This window comes from Myxococcus sp. AB025B (genome assembly GCF_006518215.1).
GTDB classification, from domain to species: Bacteria; Myxococcota; Myxococcia; order Myxococcales; family Myxococcaceae; genus Myxococcus; species Myxococcus fulvus.
The window spans coordinates 1-3424 of sequence record NZ_SRLW01000525.1 but is presented as its reverse complement, the minus strand read 5'-3'; the positions used below and the strand labels follow the sequence as shown (position 1 = coordinate 3424).

The following is a 3424-nucleotide window of genomic DNA, read 5'->3' as shown; positions in this document are numbered from 1 at the left end:
ACAGCGGAGTCCCCGGTCGCCCCATCCCGACCCCCTGGGAGCTCGGATACCCCTCCAACGCCAGCTGCGCCTTGTCCGCCTTGTACTCCGCGTCCTGCAACGTCTCGGGCGTCAGCGCCAGCTCCGCCTCGTTCAGCAACGCGTTGATGTGCCCCAGCTCATGCAACTGCCCCTCGCCCTCCGCCTCCCCCCGCTTGCGCGACACCTCCGCGCGCAACCCGGCAATCCTCACACGCACCTGCCCCGTCTGCGCGCGGTGGAGCGCGTCCCGCGCCTCGCGATACCTCGCCGAGGCCTCGTGCGGCGACTCCGCCGCCAGCGCCAGCATCGCCTCGCGCAGCTTCGCCTCCGCCGCGTCCAGGTCCGTCTTCTGCGACTCCGTGGCCGCGCTCCGCGCCTCCTCCACCGCGCCGCGAAGCTCCAACAACAGCCGCCGCACGTAGTGCGCGTACGCCCCCTGGTACAGCCGGAAGCCTTCGTCCACGTTCACGTCCGCGCGCGCTCGCGCCTGCTTCAGCCGCTCCTTCACGTCCGACGTCAGCTCCCGCCACTCCTCCAACGAGAAGCCCCGGGGATTGCGCGGCGACGCCACCGCCTGGGACAGCTCCGCGCACAGCACATCGAAGTACGAGCGACGCGCCATCTCGAACTGCTGCCGCGCCGTCGCCACGTCCCCCTGCCCCAGCCGCGCCCTCACGTCCTGCAGCAACGGCAACAGCTCATACGTCAGCCGGAACCCCAGGCTGTCCTCCCCCAGCTTCTGCGCCAGCGCTCGCGCCTGCGCCTCCAGCTCCTCCAGCTTCGCCTTCAACCCCGCCCGCGCCAGCTCCTGCACGTTCTGCCCGCGCAGCACCTTGAGCTGCTCCTCCAGCCGCTCCGCCGGCACCGTGCCCAGCCGCAGCGACGTCTCCGCCTCCTCCATCGCCGCGCTCGCCGACTCGGGGCGCATCTCCGGCGGAAGCGCCCGCAGCTCGCGCGAACAGCCGCGCCACGCCTCGTACAGCCGCAGCTCGGACTCCACTCGCGCAAGCTCCCCGTCCGCCACCCGACCACCCCTCACCGGCGAGCGGATGCGCGAGATGAGCGCGTCGATGCGCCCGCGCACCTCCAGCCCCACCTTGCGCGCGTCCTCCTCCTGGCCCTCCAACAACACACTCATCCTCCGCCGCAGCACGCGCGCCCGCTGGAGCTGCTGCGCCCTCGGCCGGATGCTCTGCGTGTACAGCCGCACGCCATACGACGACACCGCGCCCGCCGCGATGAGCAGCGCGCCCCACAGCCACGGCGTCCTCACCCACACCGTGAACGGCTGCTCCACCGCCACGCCCTGCGGCACCGCCATGCGCACCGTGCCCGTGTACTCGCCCGGCCCGTCCAACCCCTTCAGCCGCATCAGCAGCGTGCCGCTGCCATTCGCCGCCACCGTGACGCCCTCCACCGTGGCCAGGTCCAAGTCCGCCCCGTCCTTGCCTCCACCCTCCAACCAGAAGTCCGCGCCACCGAAGCGCGGCTGCACCAGCGTGGCCCCCAGGTCCGGCGCCTTGTGCGAGAGCTGGAGCAGCCTCGGCACCGACACCTTCCCCGTCACCCCCGCCGTCTCCTTGAACGGCAGGCGCACCGTCGCGTCCACCGCGCCGAAGCCCCACCCCGGCGCCGCCACCACGGGCGACGTCGCCACGAACTGCACCGCCGGCACCGCCTGCACCCGCGTGACGAGGAGCGACGTCGTCTCGCGCCCGCCCTCGTGCACCAACACCACCTGCCCCGTGTAGTCCCCCGCCGCCGGCAGCTTCCCGGACACCTCCACGTGCAGCGGCGAGCGCGGGGACAACGGCGCCACGCCCGCGTCAGCCGAGGCCGGCTCGCGCACCACCGCCGTCAGCGCCACCTGCGAGCCGTCGCTCGCCTGCAGCGGGTCCACCAGCACCGTCACGCCGCCGGGCAGCCCGTCCTGCACGCCCGCGTCCGTGGAGGGCGGCGACAGCAGGTCCACGCGCAGCACCGCGCGGAAGTCCTCCGACGTCGTGCGCAGCTTCACCTCGTTGCTGGCCGTGGCGCCGGCCACGCGCAGCCGCGACTGGGCGCTCGCGCCACGCCACGGCGCGACGAGCAACACGAGCAGGGCCAGGAAGCAGAAGCCCCGACCACGGAGGAAGCGGGCATCGAGGACGAACATCCACCGACGATAGCAGGCGCGCCCCCCGCCTCCAGTTCACACCCGCCCTCACGTCCAGCCGAGCAGCGCCTTCACCTCCGGGGACAGCCCATGGCGGATGGTGTCCGTCGGGATGCCCTCGTTGTGTCCCATGGCGGACGGCATGCGCGGCCCGCCGCTGTGATGCAGCGCGACGAGCCGCAGCTCCTGCGTGAAGCAAGGCGCCCCCGAGGAGCCCGGGCTCGTGGACGTCCGATAGGACACCCGCGTGCGCGAGGCGTTGACGCCCAGGAACTCGTCCAGCGCCACGCTCATCGGCTGCCCCTCCGGGTGCTGGACGATGAGCGCCAGCTGGCCAGGGATGATGGGCGTCGGCTCCTCCGGCAACTCCAACCAGCCCCTCGGCGCGTCCTCCACCTGCTCGTCACCGGGCGCGCCCTCCACCTGGAGGAAGGCGTAGTCGAGCTCGCTCGCCATCGCCTCCCTCGGACGCGGGTGCATCAGGTCCGCGGGGCTGTACGGGCTGCGCGCGATGCAGCGCTTCACCACGTACTGCCTGCCCGGCTGCAGGAGCGTCCGGTCCGGCAGCACCTTGTGGTCGAAGCGCACGCGCAAGGACTCCAACAGCCGGTTCTCGATGACATGGAAGTTGGTGAGCACCACGTCGCGCGACACCAGGAAGCCCGTGCCCAGCGAGGCCCCCACCACGGGCTCCACCCGACACACGCGCCGCTCGATGGCGGACAGGCGCTTGCGCCACCCGTCCGCGGCGCCCTGCTCCCACGTCGGGCCGACGATGCGCTCCAGGCTGCGACGCGGGACGCTGCGCTGCACCGACGCGAGGTAGCCCTGCATGAAGCGATTCAGACGGGGATGGCGCGGCTGGGCGCCGTGCATGCCCGTCACCAGCTCGCGCGTCCACCCCTCCGACTCCGCGCGGAGGATGAGCCCCGACGCCCGCTCCCTCGGGCCTCCCCTGGGCACGAGCAACTCCAAGTCCCGGTGACAGACATTGGCCACCACCCGACGCAGCTCCTCCACCGAGGGGAAGGCCCCCAGCAGCGCCAGCAGCAACTCGTCTCTCTCCGCGCCGTCGAGCTCCATGGTGCCACCCGTGAAGAACCGCTGACGAGGCCTGCCCCGGCCCGCCGCCGCCGCCGTGGCGCTTCCGTATTCTCCGCACGGCGCGACAGGATTCCCAGTGGAAGCAGCCCGCATGCCCTGACGTGCAGGGCCCCGCTGGCTGGCAGGACACCCCACCCCCCAGCC

Annotated in this window: 2 protein-coding genes; both read right to left on the bottom strand. The window is 72.7% G+C overall.

Annotation, left to right across the window (positions count from 1 at the left end; all coding sequences use genetic code 11):
• Window positions 1-2176, bottom strand: a 2176-nt coding sequence (locus FL311_RS42030; protein WP_141333227.1) for a hypothetical protein, incomplete at its 3' end; no start/stop codon positions are given.
• 48 nt (window positions 2177-2224) lie between these two features.
• Window positions 2225-3259: a trypsin-like peptidase domain-containing protein gene (locus FL311_RS42025; protein WP_141333226.1), complete on the bottom strand. Its 1035-nt coding sequence runs from the start codon at window positions 3257-3259 to the stop codon at window positions 2225-2227.
• Window positions 3260-3424 lie beyond the last annotated feature (165 nt).